We start from the raw sequence: 20,877 nt of genomic DNA on the forward strand, positions 1-20,877 counted from the left end.
GGCGCACCGACGCCGCAACAGCCCGCGCCCGGCTCCACCATGCCGGAGCCGCCCGCCCCCGGCGCGCCCGCGCCGGAGTCTCCGGTGCCGTTCGCGCCGCCCATCGCGCTGTCGGCGCTGCTCGCCCTCGACGAGCTCGGGCTGCGGCTGGTCACCGGCGACCCGGGTACCGACGTGCACTGGGTCCACACCTCCGAGATGGCCGACCCCTACCCGTATCTCCTCGGCGGCGAGCTGCTGATGACGGCGGGCGTCCAGCTCACCGACGCGGACCGGTACGTCACCCGGGTCGTGGAGGCCGGTGCGGCGGCCCTCGGCTTCGGCGTGACGCCCGTGTACGACACGGTGCCCGGCGAACTCGTCACGGCCTGCGCCCGCCACGGGCTCCCGCTGCTGGAGGTGCCGCCCGAGACCCCGTTCACGGCGGTCGCCCGCGCGGTGTGGCGGCTCATGGAGCAGGCCCGCCACCTGGAGCTGCGCCGGGTGACGGAGGCCCAGCGGGCGCTGGCCGCGGCCGCCGCGCGCCCGGATCCGGTACCGGCCGTGCTGCAGGTGCTGGCGTCGCGGCTGTCCGGGCGGGCCGCCCTGTTCACGCCGGACGGCGCCGAGTACGCGGCGGCGGGCAGGCCCGCGACGCGGGCGGTACGCGAAGCCCTGGAGCACCTGGTGGGGGTGGTGAACGGCACGGCCGCGACGCGGCCATCCGCCGCCTCCGGCCACGCGGACGGCGCCCATCTCGCCGCGTACACCCTCGGCGCGGTCGGCGAGCGGGGGCTCACGCTGGGCCTCGCCATGCGGGACCGCCACGAGGGCCGGGGCGTCGCGGACGTCGGCATGATCCTGCTGTCGCTGCTCACCGCCCCGCGCCAGGGCGCCGACGAGGCGGCGCGCTCCACCGCGCTCGTCCGGCTGCTGCTCGGCGCCGCCCCGGCCGACGTGGCGCCCCTGCTCGGCGACGCGCCCTGGACGGTGGTGCACGCGCGGGGCGCCGACCCCAAGGCCCCGCCGCCCCCGCTGGGCAGCCCCCTGGTCGACGCGGGCGACGGGACGGTACGCGCCCTGCTCCCGGCCGGCCGCGAGGCGACGGCGCACCCGGGCTGGACGCTGGGCGTGAGCGCCCCGGCCGGCCCGGGGGACCTGGCGGCGGCGGACCTCCAGGCGGCGCGCGCCCTGCGCCGCGCCGAGGCGACCCACGCGCCGCTGGCCCGCCACCGCGAGGCGGGGCTCGCCGCGCTGGTGGACCCGGACGAGGCGGCCGCGCACGCCCGTGCCGTGCTGGCGCCGCTGCCGGAGCCGCTCGCCGAGACGCTGCGCACCTGGCTGTCCCTGCACGGCAACTGGGACCGCACGGCGACCGCGCTGCGCGTCCACCGCAACACGGTCCGCCAGCGCGTCGCCCGCTGCGCGGCGCTGCTGTCGACGGACCTGGACGACCCGGAGGTCCGTATGGAGCTGTGGTTCGCGCTGCGCTGGGCGCGGTGAGCCGTTGTGAGCTGAACAACCCTGGACAGGGGTGGTGACCGCCCGGTAACTTCGCTATGAGCAAGCGCTTAGCCAGCCGTTACCAGTCGGACCAGCAGCCGGAAAGGGGCGTTCCCGTGCGCCGTACCGTATTCACCGAGGACCACGAGGCGTTCCGGGAGACCATCCGCGCCTTCATCGAGGCCGAGGTCGTCCCCGTCTACGACGAGTGGTTCGCGGCCGGCCAGGCGCCGCGCGACTTCTACGACAAGCTCGGCGAGCTGGGCATCTTCGGCATCAACGTGCCGGAGGAGTTCGGCGGCGCCGGCCTGGACACCCACAAGTTCGAGGCCGTGCTCTACGAGGAGACCGCCCGCGCGGGCGTCCAGTTCGGCGGCTCCGGCGTACACGTCCTGCTCGCCCTCCCGTACCTCAAGATGCTGGCCGACGACGAGCAGAAGAAGCGCTACCTGCCGAAGTTCGTCACCGGCGAGGAGATGTGGGCGCTGGCGATGACCGAGCCGGGCACCGGCTCCGACGTCGCGGGCATGAAGACCACCGCCAAGCTGAGCGAGGACGGCACCCACTACGTCCTCAACGGCGCCAAGACCTTCATCACCGGCGGTGTGCACGCCGACCGCGTCATCGTCTGCGCCCGCACCGCCGCCCCGACCGCCGACGACCGCCGCTTCGGCATCTCCCTCTTCGCCGTCGACACGAAGTCCGATGGCTACTCGATCGGCCGCAAGCTGGACAAGCTCGGCCTGCGCACGTCCGACACCGCCGAGCTGGCGTTCGTCGACGTGAAGGTGCCGGTCGAGGACCTGCTCGGCGAGGAGAACAAGGGCTTCTACTACCTCGGCCAGAACCTGCCGTCCGAGCGCTGGGGCATCGCCTTCGGCGCGTACGCGCAGGCCAAGGCCGCCGTCCGGTTCGCCCAGAACTACGTGCAGGAGCGCACCGTCTTCGGCAAGCCGGTCGCGTCCTTCCAGAACACCAAGTTCGAACTGGCCGCCTGCCAGGCCGAGGTGGACGCCGCCGAGGCCGTCGCCGACCGCGCCCTCGAGGCCCTGGACGCGGGCGAGCTGACCGCCGCCGAGGCCGCCTCCGCGAAGCTGTTCTGCACCGAGGTCGCCCACCGCGTCATCGACCGCTGCCTCCAGCTGCACGGCGGCTACGGCTACATGAACGAGTACCCCATCGCCCGCCTGTACGCGGACAACCGCGTCAACCGCATCTACGGCGGCACCAGCGAGGTCATGAAGTCGATCATCGCCAAGTCGATGGGCCTGTAGCCCAGGTGACGAAGGCGCTCGACGACCTGCTCGACCTGCTCGACCTGGAGCGGATCGAGCAGGACTACTTCCGGGGCCGGTCGCGGTCGGCGATCGTGCCCCGGGTCTTCGGCGGTCAGGTCGCGGCCCAGGCGCTGGTCGCGGCCGGCCGGACCGTGCCCGACGACCGCACGGCGCACTCCCTCCACGCGTACTTCCTGCGCATGGGCGACCCGGGCGCGCCGATCGTCTACACCGTGGACCGCATCCGCGACGGCCGCTCGTTCACGACACGGCGCGTGGTGGCGACCCAGCACGGGAAGCCCGTCTTCCACCTGTCGGCGTCGTTCCAGACGTACGAGGAAGGGCTCGACCACCAGACGGGGATGCCACCCGCGCCGGACCCGGAGACCCTGCCGACCGCGCGGGAGGCCCTCCCCCGGTACACCGACCGGTTCGCGCACCCGGACATCGCCGACCGCATGCTGGAGGCCCGCGCGGCGGTGGACCTGCGGTACGTGGACGAACCCCCGTACGCCACGGCGGGCCGGCCCCGCGAGCCGCGCTCGCAGGTCTGGTTCCGTACGAACGGCAAGCTCGCCGACGACCCCCTGTTGCACGTCTGCCTCGCGACATACGTCTCCGACATGACCCTGCTGGACTCGGTGCTGCTCGCGCACGGCAGGGGCGGCTGGGCCGTCGGCGACGTGGTGGGCGCGTCCCTGGACCACGCCATGTGGTTCCACCGGCCGTTCCGGGCGGACGAGTGGCTGCTGTACGACCAGGAGTCCCCGTCCTCGTCGGGCGGCCGGGGCCTCGGCCAGGCCCGCATCTGGACGCGGGACGGCCGCCTGGCGATCTCGGTCATCCAGGAAGGCGTCGTCCGCGTCCCGCACGCGTGACGAGGTCTCCCGGCGGGACGCCCGACGGCGGCTAGGCCGACAGCCCCGCCGCGTCCAGCAGGTAGGCGGTCAGCGGCTCGTAGGAGCGCGGGTCGACGACATGGTCGTCCAGCGGCACCGCCACCTGGAGGGTGCCCTCCGCCTCGGCGATGAACAGGGCCGGGTCGTTGCAGTCGGCGAACCCGACGGAGTCGACGCCCCGCTGACCGGCGCGGCCCGCCCAGCCGTGGTCGGCGACCACCAGGTCCGGCGGTACGTCCAGGTGGTCCAGGATCGCGTTCATCGGCTCCGGCGAATGGGTGTGCCACAGGCTCGCGCCCCGCTCGAACACGGCCACGTCGGCGAACTGCACGACGTACCCCTCGTCGGCGGTGAGCCCGCCCGGGATCCGCACGATGTCGCACCCGGCGGCCCGCAGCGCGGCGGCCGTCCGGCTGTGCACGTCGAGCAGCGCGCCCGGGTGCCCCGTCGCGAACAGCACCCGCTCCTCACCCGCCGCCGCCTTCCGCAGCCGCGCGGCCATCCGGTCGAGCGCGTCCACGGTCAGCTCGGGATCGATGGTGTCCTGCCCGGCCCGGTGCGCCGGGTCGTCGTTCACACCGCACCGCTCCGCCATGACGGCGAGCACGTCCTGCTCGTCGGTCCAGCGGTCGCCGAGCTCCAGGCCCAGCCAGTAGTGACGGTCGCCGTTCGCGAGTTTGCGGTAGTGGGAGAGGTTGTTGTCGCGGGGCGTGGCGACGTCTCCGGCGATCCGGGTGCGGACGAGGTGCTCGACGAGGGCGGCGCGGCTGGGTATCGGCATGCGCCCATTGTGCCGCCCGCCACACCCCGTGGCCGAGCCGTTCCACGGCGTGGACTGGCGCGCGCCGCCCGGGACCTTCGGCCCTACCGGCCCGTAATACCCGCCTTACCGGCCCGTAACGCCCACGAACCGGCCCCTCCCCGGGCAGACTGACGCCTCTCCCCCGACTCGGGGGAGCCCGCGTGAACCCTGCGGGCCCGTAGAAGGAAGGCACGTCTTTGAACCGTGCGATACGCGCCGTCGCCCTCTCGACGGCCGCCCTGTCCCTGGCCGCCCTGCCCTCGACCGGCCACGCGGCGTCCACGACGGGCGCCCTGATGATCACGCACGTGCGGCCCAACGCCGCCGGGGCGGACGTCAGGGACGGCCGGCAGCTCAACGTCAACGGCGAGTACTTCGTCATCAAGAACGTCACGAGCAGGACCGTCAACACGGGCGGCTACATCCCGGACATCACCACCAACACGTACGGCCGCGCCCTGCCGTCCTACGCTCTGCCGGCCGGGGCGCGGGCCTATGTGCACACCGGCAGCGGCACGAACCGCAAGGACAGCAGCGGCTGGCACCACATCTACCGGGGGTACGCCCGGCACGTCCTGCCGAACAACGGCACGACCAGGAACCCTGACCTGCGGCTGAAGAAGCCGGGAAGCGTCGACAACAACACATCGACCGGTTCCATCAGCTCCTGCAACTGGGGTTCCGCGGCGGACGGCACCACGTACGCCTGCTGAGCCGTCACCGGAGACGGACGGCCCGGCGGACAACCCCGGCGGACGGCCCGGCGAACAGTCCCGGCGGACAACCCCGGCGGACGGCCTGGCCGACAGCCCCGGCCGACGGCCCCGGCCGACGGCGGTGGGCCCACCCCTTGTTAAGATCCGGCCACTTGCGGCGGGGGCACAGCGAGGGGGCGGGCCCTCCGGCCGTTTCCAGGCTCCTGGGGAGGGACCTTTTGAACCGTCTCGCGCTGTCGCGCACCGGCGTCTCCATCACTCTGACCGCCTCGCTGGCCGGAGGACTGCTGCTGCCGCTGGCCGGCCCCGCCGTCGCCGCCGGCGAAACCCCGCCGGGGGTCGTCGTCCCGGCGACGCTGAAGGCCACTCCGCACGGCGCCTGGCTGGACTTCGCCGGAAGCTCCGTCACCGGTGACGGGGCGGGCACCGAGGGCGTGTTCCACCGGGAGGAGGGCCTGACGGGCCGGCAGTGGACCCGGTACGCGGACGGCAGGACCTTCCCGGTCGCCGCACCCGACGCGGGCGTCACCGTCCAGCCCACGGGCAGCGACGCCCTGGCCCATGTGAAGGACCGCCGGATCGAGCTGCGGAACGCGGCCACCGGCGGCGTCGCGGTCGTCACCGTCCCCGAAGAGCTGGTCTACCAGCGGACGTACGGCACGACGGCCGTCGCCTACGAGCGGGTCACCCGCCCCGACGGCACCACGTACGGCATCCCGCACCTGCTCACGCCCGAGGCGGACGGCTCCACGCGGGACCGAGCGGTCGGCGGCATCCCGGCGGACGGGCAGCTGGGCGCCCCCTTGGCGGCGCATGGCGACCACATCGTCTTCCTCGGCCGGATCGACGGTTCCCTCCGTATGGTCCTGGTGAACACGGAGACGGCACGGGTGGAGGAGCACACCGCGCCGCTGCCGGACGGCTACCGGTACGCGAAGCTGACCCACCGTCACATCGCTGTGTACAGCACGGCCGGCACCACGGTGCTGGTGGCCTCCCGCGCCGACCTCTCCGCGCCGTTCACCGAGGTGACCCTGCCCCAGTCCTCCGCGACTCCCCACAGCATGGCCGTGGTGGGCGACTGGCTGGTGTACAGGGCCCCGACGTCGACCACCTCCGCCGTGGACGCGGTGCCGATCGCCGGCGGCCCGGCGGTCCGGCTCCTCCACCAGGCTCCCTCCCCACTGGCGAGCGGGCCGGGCGGTACGGCGGTCGTGGTCGGCGGCAGCGGCGCCGCCGACTGGGGCATCCGCCGCATCACGGCGAACGCGGACGGCACGCCCGTCGTCTCCACCGCGAAGGAGCTTCCGCAACTGCCCGCCGTCGTCCAGGGACTGGCGCTCTCCCAGGGCCGCCTGGTCACCAGCGACACCGGCGCCGGGACCTCGCGGTACGACTACGTCCGCACCCTCGCGGCGAGCGGCGAACCGGCCTACGGCGAGCGGACCCGGCTCACCCCGGGCGACGACTGGCTGCGGCCCTGCGCCACCGGCGACGCCGACTGCGAGAGGCTGCTCGGCGTCGGCGACGGAGGTTTCACCCGGCAGCTGCCGCTGGGGGACGGACGCGGCCGCGTCACCGTCGTCGGCCGGAGCGCTCACACGCCGTACTTCGACACGCCCGAGTACGGGACGATCACCGACGCGGCGGGCGGGTACCTCGTCCACACGGCGGCGGCCGCCGGGCGGCAGACCGTCTACACCACGTACGGGACGAAGGTCCTGGACCGGACGCCGAGCGCCGCCGCACTGTGGGACGGCGCCCTGTGGACCCCCGCCGGCGCGGGGACGTCCCCCGGCACCGTCAGCGCCCTCGACCTCGCGACCCGGAACACCGTCGAGACGGTCGACACCGGCTCCGGCTGCGTGCCCGCCGAGCTGCAGGCGCTCGGCCGCTGGCTCTACTGGGCCTGCGGCCCGGACGCGGCCGGGAAGTCGGGCGTGTTCGACCGCACCGCGAAGAAGTCCGTCACGGTTCCGTCCGGCGATGCCCTGCTCGGCGACGGTTATGTCGTCACCCACGACAGGGCCGCCGGCAAGCTGGTCATGACCACCGTGGACACCGGCGCCCCGGTCGGCCGGACGATCGGCGACCTGCCCGACACGGGCACCTCCCAGCGGCACGTCCGCTGGACCGTGGACCGCTTCGGCGGGCACGCCGCGTTCGCGGACGCCGAGGAGCGGGTGCATGTCGTGCCCTCGGGCGCCGTCACCCAGCCCCTGGCCCTGACCGACGCGGTACGCGCCGGATCGCTCACTCCGAAGAACGGCGGCTTCGGCGGCGGTGCCCCGGTCGAGGGCGTCCTGTCCAAGCCCGCCGCCTCCTGGCGGCTGACGCTCAGGGACGTCGTCACGGGCACGGTCGCGCGGACGCTGAGCGGCGGCGAGACCCGGGGGAAGGTCACCGCGTTCTGGGACGGCCTGGACGACGCAGGGCGCCCCGCCTACAACGGCCGGTACGCCTGGACGCTGACGGCCGTGCCCGCCGACGGCCACGGCGCGCCGCTGGTCCACACAGGAACGGTGGAACTGCGGGCCTCCAGGGCCCGGTGGCGCGATCTCCTGGGCCCGCTGGACGGCTACGGCGACCTGTTCACCATCGGCCAGGACGACGCGCTGACCCTGCACAAGGGCACGGCGACCGGTGGCGTCCAGGCCGGCAGCAGGCTCCTGTGGGCCGGGCTCGACCATGTGGTCCCGCTCGGCGACATGACCGGCGACGAGTGCAACGACACGCTCGGACGGCGGCCCAACGGCGAGCTCGTGCGCCTGTCGGGCGACTGCCACACCGGGCAGATCTTCTCCCCGTACCAGCCCGTCAAGGTCATCGGCACCGGCTGGAACCAGTGGAACGTCCTCATGTCGCCCGGTGACATGACCGGCGACGGCCGCCCCGACCTGGTGGTGCGCAGGGCGTCCACGGGTGATGTCTACCTGTACGCGGACAACGGCGCGGGCGCACTGCGGGCCGGGCGGAAGATCGGCGCCGCGTGGACCTCCTACCGGGCGGTCTTCGGGGCCGGGGACCTGAGCGGCGACGGCATCGCCGACGTCCTCGCGGTCGACAGGAACAACGCCCTGTGGCGGTACGACGGCTCCGCGACCGGCGGGCTGCGGCCGCGCGTCGCGGTGTACGGCACGGGCTGGGCCCAGGGGCGCGACGCCTTCGTCGGTGTCGGCGACCTGAACAAGGACGGCATCGTGGACCTGATCACCCGCAACACGGCGGGTGACCTGCTGCGCAACTACGGCAACGGGTCCGGCGGCTTCCGGTCGACGGTGCGGATCGGCACCGGCTGGCAGACGTACAAGGGCCTGTACTGACCGGCCCCCCGACGGGGCTGACCGGGCCTGTACTGACCGGCCCCCACCGGGCAGACACCGGCCTGCGCTGACCGGCCCCCACCGGGCTGACCCGGCCTGGTCCGACCGGGTCTGACACACGGGTCGTGAGCTGAGTGATTCCGGGGCCGGCCGTGGCGGTGCGTACCGCCGCGGCCGGCCCTTCTCAGTTTCCGTCGGCCGCCGCCGCGAAGGCGCCCCGGGCGAGGCGGTGCAGCAGGGCGGCCGTGGTGGTGCGGCCGGTGAGCGCGCCCGCCGGGCCGAGGTGCGGGGTGGAGTTGAGCAGGCCGAACACCGCGTGGACGGCGGCGCGGGCGTCGGCCTCCTCCAGCGCCGGGTAGACCTCGCGTACGGCCTCGACCCACAGCTCCACGTACTGCCGCTGGAGCTGGCGCACCCGCTTGCGGTCGGCGTCCCGGAGGCGGTCCAGCTCGCGGTCGTGCAGGGTGATGAGGGCGCGGTCGTTGATGGCGAAGTCGATGTGGCCGTCGATCAGGGCGGAGAGCAGCGCCCTGGGGTCGCCGTCGGCCTCCTCGACGCGGCGGCGCCCGCCGGCGAGGAGGCGTTCGCTGATCCCGACGAGGAGCTCGGCCAGCATCGCGTCCTTGCCGGGGAAGTGGCGGTAGAGACCGGGGCCGCTGATCCCTACGGCGGCGCCTATCTCGTCGACCCCGACGCCGTGGAAGCCGCGCTCCGCGAAGAGGCGCGCGGCCTCCCGGAGGATCTGCTCGCGGCGTGTCGGGGCGTCGGTCCTGATGCTCATGGGATTGATTCTAGACAACCGGGTTAGCGGTCGTTAACCTGAAGGACATACGTTAACGCTCATTAACGTGGATCGTATGAGTAGGTCGTACGGGCAAGGGGGCTCGACACGATGCAGCAGGCACCTGTGCTGGCGAGCGCGGCTGATCCCGCGTCCGCCGCCTGGCAGGCCAACGAGGCGGCACACCATGAGCTGGCCGACGACCTGCGCGCCCGGCTCGCGGCGGCACGCCTGGGGGGCGGTGAGAAGGCCCGCGCCCGGCACACCGCGCGCGGCAAGCTGCTGCCCCGCGACCGGGTGGACACGCTCCTGGACCCGGGTTCCCCGTTCCTGGAGCTGGCGCCGCTGGCGGCGAACGGGATGTACGGCGACCAGGCACCGGCCGCGGGCGTGATCGCCGGGATCGGCCGGGTCAGCGGGCGCGAGGTCGTGGTCGTCGCCAACGACGCGACGGTCAAGGGCGGCACGTACTACCCGATGACCGTCAAGAAGCACCTGCGCGCGCAGGAGGTGGCCCTGGAGAACCGGCTGCCGTGCGTGTACCTGGTGGACTCGGGCGGCGCCTTCCTGCCGATGCAGGACGAGGTGTTCCCCGACCGGGAGCACTTCGGGCGGATCTTCTACAACCAGGCCCGCATGTCGGGCGCGCGGATCCCGCAGATCGCGGCGGTGCTGGGCTCCTGCACGGCGGGCGGCGCCTATGTGCCCGCGATGAGCGACGAGGCCGTGATCGTACGGAACCAGGGCACGATCTTCCTGGGCGGCCCGCCCCTGGTGAAGGCCGCGACGGGCGAGGTCGTCACGGCCGAGGAGCTCGGCGGCGGCGAGGTCCACTCCCGGGTCTCCGGGGTCACCGACCATCTCGCCGAGGACGACGCGCACGCGCTGCGCATCGTGCGGAACATCGTGGCGACGCTGCCGGAGCGCGGCCCGCTCCCCTGGTCGGTGGAGCCCGCCGACGAGCCCAAGGTCGACCCGGCCGGGCTGTACGGGGCGGTGCCCGCCGACTCCCGTACGCCGTACGACGTGCGCGAGGTGATCGCGCGGATCACGGACGGCTCCCGGTTCGCCGAGTTCAAGGCGGAGTTCGGCCAGACGCTGGTGACCGGGTTCGCCCGGATCCACGGCCACCCGGTCGGCATCGTCGCCAACAACGGCATCCTGTTCGCCGAGTCCGCCCAGAAGGGCGCCCACTTCATCGAGCTGTGCGACCAGCGCGGCATCCCGCTGCTCTTCCTGCAGAACATCTCCGGCTTCATGGTCGGCCGGGACTACGAGGCGGGCGGCATCGCCAAGCACGGCGCGAAGATGGTCACGGCGGTGGCGTGCACGCGCGTGCCGAAGCTGACGGTCGTCATCGGCGGTTCGTACGGCGCGGGCAACTACTCGATGTGCGGCCGCGCCTACTCGCCCCGCTTCCTGTGGATGTGGCCCAACGCCAAGATCTCCGTCATGGGCGGCGAGCAGGCCGCCTCCGTCCTCGCCACGGTCAAGCGCGACCAGCTGGAGGCGCGCGGCGAGACCTGGCCGGCGGAGGACGAGGAGTCCTTCAAGGACCCGATCCGCGCGCAGTACGAGCAGCAGGGCAGCGCCTACTACGCCACGGCCCGGCTGTGGGACGACGGTGTCATCGACCCGCTGGACACCCGCCAGGTGCTGGGGCTCGCCCTGACGGCCTGTGCCAACGCCCCGCTGGGCGAGCCCGGCTTCGGCGTCTTCCGGATGTGAGCGACTCGTGAGGGACTTCAAGACGATGACGATGTTCGACACCGTCCTGGTGGCCAACCGGGGCGAGATCGCGGTCCGGGTCATCCGTACGCTGCGCGCGCTCGGGGTGCGCTCCGTGGCCGTGTTCAGCGACGCGGACGCCGACGCCCGGCACGTACGAGAGGCCGACACGGCCGTACGGATCGGCCCGCCGGCCGCCACCGACAGCTACCTGCGCGTGGACCGGCTGCTGGAGGCCGCCGCGCGGACCGGCGCGCAGGCCGTCCACCCCGGGTACGGCTTCCTCGCGGAGAACGCCGCGTTCGCGCGGGCCTGCGCGGATGCGGGGATCGCCTTCATCGGGCCGCCCGCCGACGCGATCTCCCTGATGGGCGACAAGATCCGGGCGAAGGAGACGGTCCGGGCGGCCGGTGTTCCGGTGGTGCCCGGCTCATCCCGCAGCGGTCTCACCGACGACGAACTGGCCGCCGCGGCACGCGAGATCGGCATGCCCGTGCTCCTGAAGCCCTCGGCGGGCGGCGGCGGCAAGGGCATGCGGCTGACCAGGGTCGAGTCGGCTCTGCTGGACGAGATCGCGGCCGCGCGGCGCGAGGCGCGGGCGTCCTTCGGCGACGACACCCTCCTGGTGGAGCGGTGGATCGACCGGCCCCGGCACATCGAGATCCAGGTCCTCGCGGACGGCCACGGCAACGTCGTCCACCTCGGCGAGCGCGAGTGCTCCCTCCAGCGCCGCCATCAGAAGATCATCGAGGAGGCGCCCTCGGTCCTGCTGGACGAGGAGACCCGGGCGGCGATGGGCGAGGCGGCCGTCCAGGCGGCCCGGTCCTGCGGCTACCGGGGCGCGGGCACGGTCGAGTTCATCGTCCCGGGCGACGACCCGTCCTCGTACTACTTCATGGAGATGAACACCCGGCTCCAGGTCGAGCACCCGGTGACCGAGTTCATCACGGGCATCGACCTGGTCGAGTGGCAGCTGCGCGTCGCGGCCGGGGAGCGGCTCCCGTACGAGCAGGAGGACATCACCCTGACCGGGCACGCCGTCGAGGCCCGGATCTGCGCGGAGGACCCCTCCCGCGGCTTCCTGCCGTCCGGCGGCACGGTCCTGTCCCTGCGCGAGCCGCGCGGCACCGGGGTGCGCACCGACTCGGGGCTGAGCGAGGGCACCGAGGTGTCCAGCCTGTACGACCCGATGCTGTCGAAGGTCATCGTGCACGGCCCGGACCGCGCCACGGCGCTGCGTCGGCTGCGCGCCGCCCTCGCCGGCACGGTCACCCTGGGCGTGCCGACCAACGCCGGGTTCCTGCGCAGGCTGCTCGCCCACCCGTCGGTCGTCGCCGGCGACCTGGACACCGGGCTCGTGGAGCGCGAGGCCGACGGGCTCGTCCCGGGCGGGGTGCCCGAAGAGGTGTACGAGGCCGCGGCGGCCATCCGCGAGGACCGGCTCCGCCCGGGGCCGGACGCCCGGGGCTGGACCGATCCGTTCGGTGTGCCGAGCGGCTGGCGGATGGGCGGCGAGCCGCTGCCGGTCACGCACCACCTGCGAGTGCCGGGACTCGAACCCGTAGCTCACCGGGTGCGGGCCACGGCCCGCACGGTCACCGACGACCGGGTCACCGTCACCCTGGACGGGCTGACCCACACGTTCCACCGCGCCGGGACGTGGCTCGGCCGGGACGGGGACAGCTGGAACGTGCTGGACCACGACCCCGTCGAGGCGTCCCTCACCCGGTCGGCCTACTCGGGCGCGGATTCCCTGACCGCCCCGATGCCCGGCACCGTCACCGTCGTCAAGGTGGCCGTCGGCGACGAGGTCACCGCGGGGCAGGGGCTGCTCGTGGTCGAGGCGATGAAGATGGAGCACGTCATCTCCGCGCCGCACGACGGAACCGTCGCCGAACTGGACGTCACGCCCGGCACCACGGTCGCCATGGACCAGGTGCTGGCGGTCGTCGAACCCCACGCCCGTGAGGAGGAGGAAGCGTGACCGCGCCGACGGGGCTGCCCATGAGCGTGCCCGCACCGGGCCTCCCGGCCCGCGTCCGCGTCCACGAGGTGGGCGCGCGCGACGGCCTGCAGAACGAGCGGGGTGTCGTCCCGACGGAGGTGAAGGCCGAGTTCATCCGGCGGCTGGCCGCCGCTGGCCTCGGCACGATCGAGGCGACGAGCTTCGTCCACCCCGCGTGGGTGCCGCAGCTCGCCGACGCCGAGCGGCTGTTCCCGCTCGTCCGGGACGTGGACGCGCGCCTGCCGGTCCTCGTGCCCAACGAACGCGGCCTGGACCGGGCGCTCGCGCTGGGCGCCCGCGAGGTCGCCGTGTTCGCCAGCGCCACGGAGTCGTTCGCCAAGGCCAACCTGAACCGCACGGTGGACGAGGCGCTCGCCATGTTCGCCCCGGTCGTGTCCCGCGCCAAGGCGGAGGGCCTGGCCGTGCGCGGCTATCTGTCGATGTGCTTCGGCGACCCCTGGGAGGGTGCCGTCCCCGTCGACCAGGTCGTCCGCGTCACCCGGAGCCTCGCCGACCTGGGTTGCGACGAGCTGAGCCTCGGCGACACCATCGGCGTGGCCACGCCCGGCCACGTACGGGCGCTGCTCACCGCGCTGAACGGGGCGGGGATCGCCACCGGCACCCTCGCGGTGCACTTCCACGACACGTACGGGCAGGCCCTCGCCAACACGCTCGCCGCGCTCCAGCACGGCGTCACCACCGTCGACGCCTCCGCGGGCGGGCTCGGCGGCTGCCCCTACGCCAAGTCCGCCACCGGGAACCTCGCCACCGAAGACCTCGTGTGGATGCTCCACGGCCTCGGTATCGACACCGGGGTCGACCTCGGCCTGCTCACCGCCACGAGCGTGTGGCTGGCCGGACAGCTGGGCCGCCCGAGCCCGTCCCGTACCGTCCGCGCCCTCTCCCACAAGGAGTGACCCCGATGTCCCTGGACCACCGGCTCTCGCCGGAGCACGAGGAACTGCGCCGTACCGTCGAGCAGTTCGCCCACGACGTCGTGGCACCGAAGATCGGCGACTTCTACGAGCGCCATGAGTTCCCGTACGAGATCGTCCGCGAGATGGGGCAGATGGGCCTGTTCGGCCTGCCCTTCCCGGAGGAGTACGGCGGCATGGGCGGTGACTACCTCGCCCTGGGCATCGCCCTGGAGGAGCTGGCCCGGGTCGACTCGTCCGTCGCCATCACCCTGGAGGCGGGCGTCTCCCTGGGCGCCATGCCCGTGTACCGGTTCGGCACGGAGGAGCAGAAGCGCGCGTGGCTGCCGCGCATGTGCTCCGGCGAGATACTCGGCGCCTTCGGCCTGACGGAGCCGGGCGCCGGCTCGGACGCGGGTGGTACGCGCACGACCGCCGTCCGGGACGGCGACGAGTGGGTGATCAACGGCTCGAAGTGCTTCATCACCAACTCCGGTACGGACATCACCGGTCTGGTCACGGTCACCGCCGTCACGGGCCGCAAGGAGGACGGGCGGCCGGAGATCTCCTCGATCATCGTCCCGTCGGGCACGCCCGGATTCACGGTCGCCGCCCCGTACTCCAAGGTGGGCTGGAACGCCTCGGACACGCGTGAGCTGTCCTTCTCGGACGTCCGGGTCCCGGTGGCCAACCTGCTGGGCGAGGAGGGCCGCGGGTACGCGCAGTTCCTGCGGATCCTGGACGAGGGCCGGATCGCCATCTCGGCGCTGGCGACGGGGCTGGCGCAGGGCTGTGTGGACGAGTCGGTGAAGTACGCGAAGGAACGTCACGCCTTCGGCCGGCCGATCGGTGACAACCAGGCCATCCAGTTCAAGATCGCCGACATGGAGATGCGGGCGCACATGGCCCGGATCGGCTGGCGGGACGCGGCCTCCCGGCTGGTGACGGGCGAGCCGTTCAAGAAGGAGGCGGCGCTCGCCAAGCTGTACTCCTCGACGGTCGCGGTGGACAACGCCCGCGAGGCCACGCAGATCCACGGCGGCTACGGCTTCATGAACGAGTACCCGGTGGCCCGGATGTGGCGTGACTCCAAGATCCTGGAGATCGGCGAGGGCACGAGCGAGGTCCAGCGGATGCTGATCGCCCGCGAGCTGGGCCTCTCCGCCTGACGCCGGGCACCGGCCGGCCGGCCCGACGACCGGCACGTGACGCGGTGCGGCACGGGGATGGGGTGCTCCCGCGCGGGAGCACCCCACCCTCGTGCGGCCGCTTCTGAGGTTAGGCTAACCTACCTTCGAACGTGCCCAAGGGTCGATTACCGGCCGTACGAAAGCGATTCCGCCATGCCCAGCACCGCCCGCGCCACCCACTTCACCCGCCGCGGCCTGCTCACCGCGGGCAGCGCCGTCGGGCTCGGCGCCGCGCTGGCCGCCTGCGGCGGCGGCAAGGACGCCGAGGACTCGAACGCGGCGGCCGGCGAGAAGTCCGGCCCCTGGAAGTTCACGGACGACCGGGGCAAGGCCGTCGAGCTGGCGTCGGTCCCGAAGAACATCGTCGCCTTCACCGGTACCGCCGCCGCCCTCCACGACTACGGCATCGAGGTCAAGGGCGTGTTCGGCCCCACGACCGTCAAGGACGCCAAGACCGGCGAGGACAAGCCGGACCCGCAGGCCGGCGACCTGGACGTCGAGAAGGTCGAGATCCTGGGCAACGTCTGGGGCGAGTTCAACATCGAGGCGTACCTGAAGCTGGAGCCGGAGGTCCTCGTCTCCGCGATGTGGGAGAAGGACCAGCTCTGGTACCTGCCGCCGCAGTCCGCCGACAAGATCCTCAAGATCGCGCCGAGCGTCGCGCTGTGGGCCGCCCAGACCACCATGCCCAAGGCGCTCCAGCGCCACGCCGACCTCGCCGAATCCCTGGGCGCCGACCTGAAGGACAAGAAGACGGCCGCGGCGAAGGAGCGCTTCGAGAAGGCCGCGGCCCGGCTGCGCGCCGCCGCGAAGTCCAAGCCGGAGATCCGCGTCCTGATCGGCTCGGCCAGCCAGGAGCTGTTCTACGTCTCCCTCGCGAAGACCTCGGCGGACACGCTCTACTTCCAGGAGCTGGGTGTGCGGTTCGTCGAGCCGAAGGTGAACGAGGCCGGCTTCTTCGAGGAACTGAGCTGGGAGAACATCGACAAGTACCCGGCCGACGTCATCATGATGGACAACCGGACCTCGGCCATCCAGCCCGACGCCCTGTCTTCCAAGCCGACCTGGGCGCAGCTGCCCGCCGTGAAGGCCGGCCAGGTCGTTCCGCGCGTCACCGAGCCCATCTACTCGTACGACAAGTGCGCGCCGATCCTGGAGGACCTCGCCAAGGCGATCGAGAACGCCAAGAAGGTGGCCTGACCCCGATGACGACCGCCGGGACCGCCCCGTTCGGCTTCTTCTCCCTCCAGGTGGTACGGGTGCGGCGGCTCGGACCGTCGCTGATCCGCGTCACCTTCACCGGCGCCGGTGACGAGGACCTCGGGGGCTTCGCGGCCGGGGGCCGCGACCAGAGCCTCTCCCTGTTCCTGCCGCACCCGGGGCAGCCCGAGCCCGTCATGCCGCCCGTCGATGACGGCGATCTGTACGGGGCGCTGGGCGCCTGGCGGGCGATGCCGGACGACGTGCGGGCCGTGATGCGCTCGTACACCGTGCGGGCGCGGCGCCGCGCCGCCGACGGTACGAACGAGGTCGACATCGACTTCGCCGTCCACACGGACGGGGGCCCCGCGTGCCGCTGGGCGCTGCGGGCGTCCGAGGGCGACCGCGTGGTGGTCCTCGGCCCGGCCGTCGAGGACAACACGGGCGTCCGGTTCCGGCTGCCCGCCGACGCCGACGAGGTGCTGATCTGGGGAGACGAGACGGCGCTGCCCGCCGCCTCGGCGATCCTGGAGTCGCTGCCGGCCGGGATCCGGGCCCGGGTCTGGCTGGAAGTGCCGTACGCCGACGACCGGTTGGAGCTCGCGACGGCGGCGGACGCCACCGTCACCTGGCTGGTGCGGGACGAGGGCGCGCCGTCGCCCGTGGACGCGGTGCGCGCGGCCGAGCTGTCCGGCACCGCTCCGTACGCCTGGATCGCGGGCGAGTCCGGCGCGGTGAAGGCGCTGCGCCGTCATCTGGTGAACGAGCGGCGGATCGACCGCCGCCGGGTGACGTTCGTCGGGTACTGGCGCAAGGGGCTGAGCGAGGACGCGCTCCGCGAGACACCCGAAGCCGACCCCGAGACGGACACCACCGCCGACGTGTGACCGGTGCGCCTCCGGAGGGGGGCGGGGATTGCGAGCTCGGTGCGCCTCCTGGGGGCGAGGGATTGCGAGCTCAAGTTAGGCCAGGCTAGCCTTACTTGAGTCCAGCCCTCGCCCCCTTTCCCTGTCCCCGCAAGGCGTGTTCGCGTCGGGCGAAGCCGTTGTGGCCGGAACGAAGGTCGACGCCCGCCCGTACCTGAAGTTCACTTTGCTGAGCCCCGAGTCCGCGCCGAGCAGTACCTGGGAGACAACCTTGTCCACGCCCCTCGATTTCCTCGGTATCGGACTGGGTCCGTTCAACCTGGGCCTCGCCTGCCTCACCGAGCCCATCACCGAGCTCGACGGCCTCTTCCTGGACTCCAAACCCGACTTCGACTGGCACTCCGGCATGCTGCTGGACGGCGCCCACCTCCAGACGCCGTTCATGGCGGACCTGGTCACCCTCGCCGACCCCACCTCGCCCTACTCCTTCCTCAACTACCTGAAGGAGAAAGGCCGGTTGTACTCGTTCTACATCCGCGAGAACTTCTATCCGCTGCGCGCCGAGTACAACGACTACTGCCGCTGGGCGGCGGCGAAACTGAGCAGCGTCCGCTTCGGCACCACCGTCGAGCGCGTCGAGCACGACCCGGACGGGGAGCTCTACACGGTCCGCACCACCGACGGGGACACCTTCCGCACCCACCGGCTCGTCCTGGGCACCGGCACCCCGCCGTACATCCCCGAATCCTGCCGGGGCCTCGGCGGTGACGTCGTCCACACCTCCCGCTACCTGCCGAGCAGGGACGCGCTCCGGGCGAAGAGGTCCCTCACCGTCGTCGGCAGCGGACAGAGCGCCGCCGAGATCTACTACGACCTCCTCTCCGAGATCGACGTCCACGGCTACCAGCTGAACTGGGTGACCCGCTCCCCGCGCTTCTTCCCGCTGGAGTACACCAAGCTCACGCTGGAGATGACGTCGCCGGAGTACATCGACTACTTCCACTCGCTGCCCGAGGAGACCCGCTACCGGCTGGAGTCGCAGCAGAAGGGCCTGTTCAAGGGCATCAACGGCGAACTCGTCGACGCGATCTTCGACCTGCTCTACCAGAAGCACGTCGAGACGGGCGGCCCCGTGCCCACGCGGCTGCTCACCAACTCGTCGCTGAACACCGCGTCGTACGACGAGGCGACCGGCACGTACACGCTGGGGCTGCGCCAGGAGGAGCAGGGCAAGGACTACGAGATACGCACCGAGGGCCTCCTCCTCGCCACCGGCTACACGTACACCGTGCCCGCGTTCCTGGAGCCGGTGCGCGACCGGATCCGGTGGGACGGACAGGGCCGCTTCGACATCGCGCGCAACTACTCCATCGACACGACGGGCCGGGGCGTCTTCCTCCAGAACGCCGGGACGCACGCGCACTCCATCACCTCGCCCGACCTGGGCATGGGGCCGTACCGCAACGCCTGCATCATCCGTGAGCTGCTGGGCACCGAGTACTACCCGATCGAGAAGTCCATCGCGTTCCAGCAGTTCGCCGTGTGAGCACCCGCCGGCCGGCCCGCCGCCGGCGGCGGACGCCGGCGACGGGTCGGTGTAGGCGTAGGTGCAGGTGTCACTCCCAGGGCACCTGGGGCGAGCGGTAGAAGTCGATGCCGAGGGCGTGGAGCCTCGGCCCCTGTGCGGCGAGCCGCCGCTTGTACGTCTCCCAGTCGTGCGTGGCCGCCGGCGACCAGCCCAGTTCGGCGGCGCCGAGGAGCCGCGGGAAGGCCATGGCGTCGATGTGGGCGTTCTCGGAGACGGTCTCCGTCCACAGCGGCGCCTCGACGCCCACGACCGCCGACGCGGGGACGCCCGGCAGATAGGAGCCCGGGTCCCAGTCGTACGACCGCCGGACCTCGACGTAGCCGGCCCAGGCCAGGCCCAGCGGGGTGTCCTTGGTGTACTTCATGTCCAGGTAGATCCGGTCGGCGGGCGACAGGATCAGCCCGGTGCCGTTGCGCGCGGCCCGCGCGACCTGCTCCTTCTCGGCGGGGCTCGTCCGGTCCAGGCCCCAGTACTGGGCGAGGGCGCCCTTCGCGGGGGTGGTGCCGGTCAGCTGGTGCCAGCCGATGACGGTCTTGCCGTACTTCGTGACGGCGGCCTGCGCCCGGTCCATGAAGGTGACGTAGTCCTCGTGGCTGGTGGAGTGGGCCTCGTCCCCGCCGATGTGGAGGTACCGGCCGGGAGTCAGCGCGGCGAGCTCGCGGACCACGTCGTCCACGAAGTCGTAGGTGACGGCCTTGGGCACGCACAGGGAGCTGAAGCCGACGTTCGTGCCGGTGTAGAGGGGCGGGGCGACGCCGTCGCAGTTCAGCTCGGCGTACGAGGCGAGCGCGGCGTTGGTGTGGCCCGGCATGTCGATCTCGGGGACGACCTCCATGTGGCGGGACGCGGCGTACGCGACGAGGTGCCTGTACTGGGCCTTGGTGTAGTACCCGCCGGGCCCGCCGCCGACCTGAGTCGAGCCGCCGTAGGTGGCCAGGCGCGGCCAGGAGTCGATGGCGATGCGCCAGCCCTGGTCGTCGGAGAGGTGCAGATGCAGCTTGTTGATCTTGTAGAGGGCGAGCTGGTCGATGTAGCGCTTGACCTGGGGGACGGTGAAGAAGTGCCGGGAGACGTCGAGCATGGCGCCCCGGTAGGCGTAGCGCGGCACGTCGGTGATGGTGCCGCCCGCGACGGTCCAGGGGCCGGGCACCGGCGTCCGGGACTCCACGGCGGCCGGGAGCTGCTGGCGCAGGGTCTGAGCGCCGTGGAAGAGCCCGGCGGCCGTACGGGCGGTGATCGTGACGCCCCGGCGGCTCGACTCCAGCCGGTAGCCCTCGTCGCCGAGGGCCTTGTCGCCCCGGCTGAGGCGCAGCCGGATGCCGCCGGGCCCGGCGTCGTCGCTCACGGGCAGGGCGTAGCCGGTGGAGGGACGGAGGAGGGCGGCCAGGTAGCCGCCGACGCGGCGGGCGTCGCGGGCGCCGTCGTCCACGAGGATGCGGGTGGCGGGGTTGAGCGTGTAGGGCGCGCCGCCGGGCCGTACGGACGACGGCACCGGTACGACGTCCCCCAGCGGCCGGGGGGCGGTGCCGGCGGGGGCGCCGGACGGCGCTCCGGCCACGGCGGTGGCCGCGGTGGCGGCGACGAGGAGCAGCGAGCCGAGCAGGAGCGGGATCGTTCTGTGCTTTCTCACAAGCCGGGTCCCTTCAGCGGACGTCTCACCTGTGGTGCGGGCAACCGAACAGTCACCATGCGTACCGTGCGCCTCACACACCGGTCAAGGTATAGACCAAAGCCGGTTTCCTTCCCGATCTTGCGCTTCTCTGCCCGAAATCGGGCAGCTTTCTTGCAAAGGAAGGCATCGAACCCCCAATATCTACGGGTGCTCGAACGCCGCCCGTCGCATGACGACCTCATCGACCATCTGGTGCGCAGCACCGCGCTCCAGCGCGGTGAGGCCGCCCGGGTGGTGCTCGACGTGCTGGCGTACTTCGACGAGACGACCGAGGAGTTCGTCCGCCGCCGCCACCGCGAGCTCCAGGCGGGCGGCGCCGTGAACTCCGAGATCTTCGAGCGCATAGCCGCCGAACTGCCGCACCGCGCCGTGGCGCCCCCGGAGCTCTCGCTCCGGCAGCTGCGCCGGATCGTCTACGGCTGAGCACACACCAG

The 20,877-nt window shown here is 72.7% G+C and carries 16 protein-coding genes; 13 read left to right on the top strand and 3 right to left on the bottom strand.

The genetic code is table 11. The annotated features are described in order from the left end of the window. Positions 1-39: 39 nt before the first annotated feature. The 3 genes from ACGF5U_RS04645 to ACGF5U_RS04655 all read left to right on the top strand — a co-directional run bounded on the left by ACGF5U_RS04645 (position 40) and on the right by ACGF5U_RS04655 (position 3,637). Positions 40-1,482, top strand: coding sequence for a PucR family transcriptional regulator (locus ACGF5U_RS04645; RefSeq protein WP_392713202.1), 1,443 nt, complete (start codon positions 40-42; stop codon positions 1,480-1,482). A 116-nt stretch (positions 1,483-1,598) separates the two neighbouring features. Further along, positions 1,599-2,756, top strand: a complete 1,158-nt coding sequence (locus ACGF5U_RS04650) for an acyl-CoA dehydrogenase family protein (RefSeq protein ID WP_392712898.1) — start codon at positions 1,599-1,601, stop codon at positions 2,754-2,756. A 5-nt stretch (positions 2,757-2,761) separates the two neighbouring features. After that, entirely contained in the window at positions 2,762-3,637 is an 876-nt protein-coding gene (locus ACGF5U_RS04655; RefSeq protein ID WP_392712900.1) for an acyl-CoA thioesterase, read from the top strand. Between the two features lie 31 nt (positions 3,638-3,668). Here ACGF5U_RS04655 and ACGF5U_RS04660 read toward each other — a convergent pair whose 3' ends face one another. Continuing rightward, positions 3,669-4,439, bottom strand: coding sequence for a phosphatase (locus ACGF5U_RS04660; protein WP_392712902.1), 771 nt, complete (start codon positions 4,437-4,439; stop codon positions 3,669-3,671). Between the two features lie 218 nt (positions 4,440-4,657). Here ACGF5U_RS04660 and ACGF5U_RS04665 point away from each other — a divergent pair, with 218 nt between their 5' ends. Together ACGF5U_RS04665 and ACGF5U_RS04670 are read left to right on the top strand one after the other, a co-directional pair. After that, positions 4,658-5,173, top strand: coding sequence for a hypothetical protein (locus ACGF5U_RS04665; protein WP_392712904.1), 516 nt, complete (start codon positions 4,658-4,660; stop codon positions 5,171-5,173). A 221-nt stretch (positions 5,174-5,394) separates the two neighbouring features. Next, complete coding sequence (locus ACGF5U_RS04670; RefSeq protein WP_392712905.1) at positions 5,395-8,499, top strand: FG-GAP-like repeat-containing protein; 3,105 nt, start codon at positions 5,395-5,397, stop codon at positions 8,497-8,499. 184 nt (positions 8,500-8,683) lie between these two features. Here ACGF5U_RS04670 and ACGF5U_RS04675 read toward each other — a convergent pair whose 3' ends face one another. After that, entirely contained in the window at positions 8,684-9,280 is a 597-nt protein-coding gene (locus ACGF5U_RS04675) for a TetR/AcrR family transcriptional regulator (RefSeq protein WP_392712906.1), read from the bottom strand. 111 nt (positions 9,281-9,391) lie between these two features. On the opposite strand from ACGF5U_RS04675, the gene ACGF5U_RS04680 reads away from it, so the two are divergent. From ACGF5U_RS04680 to ACGF5U_RS04710, 7 genes are all read left to right on the top strand, one after another. Continuing rightward, positions 9,392-11,008: a carboxyl transferase domain-containing protein gene (locus ACGF5U_RS04680; RefSeq protein ID WP_392712907.1), complete on the top strand. Its 1,617-nt coding sequence runs from the start codon at positions 9,392-9,394 to the stop codon at positions 11,006-11,008. A gap of 31 nt (positions 11,009-11,039) precedes the next feature. Then, positions 11,040-12,992 (top strand): acetyl/propionyl/methylcrotonyl-CoA carboxylase subunit alpha, encoded by a 1,953-nt coding sequence (locus ACGF5U_RS04685; protein ID WP_392713203.1) that lies wholly within the window; start codon positions 11,040-11,042, stop codon positions 12,990-12,992. 20 nt (positions 12,993-13,012) lie between these two features. Next, a complete protein-coding gene (locus ACGF5U_RS04690) occupies positions 13,013-13,930 on the top strand; it encodes a hydroxymethylglutaryl-CoA lyase (protein WP_392713205.1) in 918 nt (305 codons plus the stop codon). Between the two features lie 5 nt (positions 13,931-13,935). Then, positions 13,936-15,096 carry an acyl-CoA dehydrogenase family protein gene (locus ACGF5U_RS04695; protein WP_392712909.1) on the top strand — a complete coding sequence of 387 codons (1,161 nt, stop codon included), beginning with the start codon at positions 13,936-13,938 and terminating at the stop codon, positions 15,094-15,096. Between the two features lie 174 nt (positions 15,097-15,270). Continuing rightward, positions 15,271-16,317, top strand: coding sequence for an ABC transporter substrate-binding protein (locus ACGF5U_RS04700; RefSeq protein WP_392712911.1), 1,047 nt, complete (start codon positions 15,271-15,273; stop codon positions 16,315-16,317). A 5-nt stretch (positions 16,318-16,322) separates the two neighbouring features. Beyond that, positions 16,323-17,204: a siderophore-interacting protein gene (locus ACGF5U_RS04705; protein WP_392712913.1), complete on the top strand. Its 882-nt coding sequence runs from the start codon at positions 16,323-16,325 to the stop codon at positions 17,202-17,204. Between the two features lie 250 nt (positions 17,205-17,454). Beyond that, a complete protein-coding gene (locus tag ACGF5U_RS04710) occupies positions 17,455-18,729 on the top strand; it encodes a lysine N(6)-hydroxylase/L-ornithine N(5)-oxygenase family protein (protein ID WP_392712914.1) in 1,275 nt (424 codons plus the stop codon). Positions 18,730-18,799: 70 nt separating this feature from the next. Here ACGF5U_RS04710 and ACGF5U_RS04715 read toward each other — a convergent pair whose 3' ends face one another. Further along, a complete protein-coding gene (locus ACGF5U_RS04715; RefSeq protein ID WP_392712916.1) occupies positions 18,800-20,401 on the bottom strand; it encodes a beta-N-acetylhexosaminidase in 1,602 nt (533 codons plus the stop codon). Between the two features lie 189 nt (positions 20,402-20,590). On the opposite strand from ACGF5U_RS04715, the gene ACGF5U_RS04720 reads away from it, so the two are divergent. Next, the gene (locus ACGF5U_RS04720) at positions 20,591-20,866 is read left to right on the top strand and encodes a hypothetical protein (RefSeq protein WP_392712918.1); all 276 of its coding nucleotides are present in this window, start codon (positions 20,591-20,593) and stop codon (positions 20,864-20,866) included. Positions 20,867-20,877: the final 11 nt, after the last annotated feature.

It is taken from the genome of Streptomyces sp. NPDC047886, from assembly GCF_043204435.1.
Taxonomy (GTDB): domain Bacteria; phylum Actinomycetota; class Actinomycetes; order Streptomycetales; family Streptomycetaceae; genus Streptomyces.